Origin of the sequence: Chamaesiphon sp. VAR_69_metabat_338, from assembly GCF_031423935.1 — a bacterium.
Classification (GTDB): domain Bacteria; phylum Cyanobacteriota; class Cyanobacteriia; order Cyanobacteriales; family Chamaesiphonaceae; genus Chamaesiphon.
In genome coordinates, this window is the sequence record NZ_JANPGM010000536.1 from 1 (window position 1) to 2246 (window position 2246).

At 43.8% G+C, this 2246-nt stretch carries 2 protein-coding genes; both read right to left on the minus strand.

Annotated elements, in window-relative coordinates; translation table 11 throughout:
* Positions 1 to 100: 100 nt before the first annotated feature.
* Positions 101 to 1063, minus strand: a complete 963-nt coding sequence (locus tag RMO84_RS14790) for a decaprenyl-phosphate phosphoribosyltransferase (RefSeq protein ID WP_310489210.1) — start codon at positions 1061 to 1063, stop codon at positions 101 to 103.
* Positions 1064 to 1328: 265 nt separating this feature from the next.
* A partial coding sequence (locus tag RMO84_RS14795) for a hypothetical protein (RefSeq protein ID WP_310489211.1) occupies positions 1329 to 2246 on the minus strand: 918 nt, incomplete at its 5' end.

Here is a 2246-nt window from a genome sequence, read left to right on the forward strand (position 1 = left end):
TAAATCCCCCAATTTTGGGGGACTTTGAATATAATTCCCCCCAAAATTGGGGGGCTAGGGGGGCTACTCAAGTGTCGGTTTATACTTTTCAAATAACCTCTTAACGAATCCACTGAAGCTGGTAACATAACCTGATTGCAAAGACTGTAATTATCCAGCCGATTGCCGTCATTGAAAGTAGCTTGTCTCCCAATAATACCTCTTCCGGTCGCTCCGTTTTACCACCCTGCTCCACTTGAGGATTCATGCGGGCTATTTCCTGTGGATCGCTCAATAATTGGTAGCGAAAAATGCCGTATAAGACAAACGGAACTGTCAGCATCATCCATGAAGTTGCAGCTCCTTTGAATGCAGGGCCAGCACTCCAAAGGGAGTAAAAAACAATCGTGCCATTGGTAACGATACTTTCCATTCTGTTTAACAGCGGCAGCGAATATCGATGTAATACCGCCCGCGATTTGCGACCTTTTATTTCTGAAAGTCGTAATTCTGCCTTGCGTTTTTCAATACCTAAAAATAGGGCTAACATCGCCGTACACAAGATAAACCAGTGCGATAACTCAATGCCCGTAGCAGCAGCCCCACCCCATGCTCGCAACACAAAACCAGCGGCGATCGCCAGGACATCAACAAAAATTTTATGCTTGAGTTTTAAGTTATATGCCACTTGTAACAAGGCATATCCGACAATTGCCGTTCCCAGACCCAATGATGTCTGGTAGCCAACGATCGCGGCAACGCCCAAGAGCACGATCGCGACGATAGTGGCTTCAGAAATCCCGATTACTCCTGCGGCGATCGGACGATTGCATTTAACTGGATGTAGTCGATCGGATTCGACATCGATAATGTCATTAATCAAATAGAAACTACTCGAAGCACAGCAGAATAACATAAAGGCAATCAGGCTGCCAGATAGGGATGAGACACTCAGATCGAATGCAAACAAAGGGGCTGCAAATACAATCAGGTTTTTAGTCCATTGTCTGACTCGCAATTCGCGAACATATGCTGAGAATTTAAATTTTATTTTCTTAAGTTGAGTCGGTCGATCGATAGACATTTGCCTGTGCTCCTAGTAGATGAATGATAAATCCAGGAATTTTAATAAATCTTGGCGGTCGGGGGTAATTTCTAGCCATTCGTAGAAGTAGAACGATTGGAGAAGATATTTAATCTGAAAAACTTGGCTTTAAATAGTAATGTCAGACTTGCTTTATAATAAAGAAAAAGAATTCAATTTCTCACTTTTAAAGCCCAATTATCTGCTTGGTGCGCTAAACCGTCGGGAAACAAAGGCGGGCGCGCATCCGCAATTATCAATTAATCTAACGTTCCTGAATAATGAGTAAGTAGGGATAATCTGTTGCGGGTAAAGTTAGACTTAGGAAGTCTCGACCGCGACGATCGATCGAGATCGGTACGGTGCGATCGTGCATGGGATCGTAAACACTGACAGTAGCCCCCTGTGCTTTGAGTTTGGATATTTGAATCGCGAACTGTTCGGGTGGTAAGTTTTTGGTAACATCGCGGGTCATGACGTAATAGGGGATAACAAAGCGTTGACTATTTACTTGATAGGGCAAGAAGGTAAACACGTCGCGATCGTATAGATGGGGATGTGCGGCAGTGCCATCGCCGACAAACTGGAAACGATTGTGGGTATCGCGAATAGAGTCGAGCTGGAGTTGCCGTGTTTTAGTCAAACTAGGATCTAAATTCCGTTTCATCTGCGCCACAATTCGGCTGGTCATTTTGAGGGCAGGTGAAACATAGGGACGATCTTCTTTTGGGTAGATTTTATTAGTTTTGGCATATTCTAAAAAGTTATCCTGGACGATACCCAACCAAGCATCACCAGCACTAGCTGAGTAAAGTTGAACTTTAGTGACACCTTTATTCAGGTAAAAAGTGTAGTAACGAGCGGTAGTTTTTGCTTTGAGAATAAGACCATTTTGTTTAGCTATCGCCGGATTTTCAGCCGAGGGTTGATTAAATCCATCTTTGGTAGGAGCAATGCCAACCTCAGTTATCCAAACCTCTGTTGGTACGACTTTGCGATCGATAACGCGAGCATACCGTCCGTGTTTAGCACCATCAATCTGTTCTGTGAAGGGGCCAAAATCCCGAACTAGGTTATTGCCATTCAGTGCTGTACCAAAAAACTCTGGAAACAAAACTGAGTAGTTGGGAATAAAGTTGGTTTTTTGTCCTAAAGCATCAATTCTCGTGTCCCCCCATGTTTG

Bases quoted from the DNA above. Each gene is read 5' to 3' on its own strand.
- RMO84_RS14790 (WP_310489210.1), bottom strand. From the start codon at position 1,063: ATGTCTATCGATCGACCGACTCAACTTAAGAAAATAAAATTTAAATTC.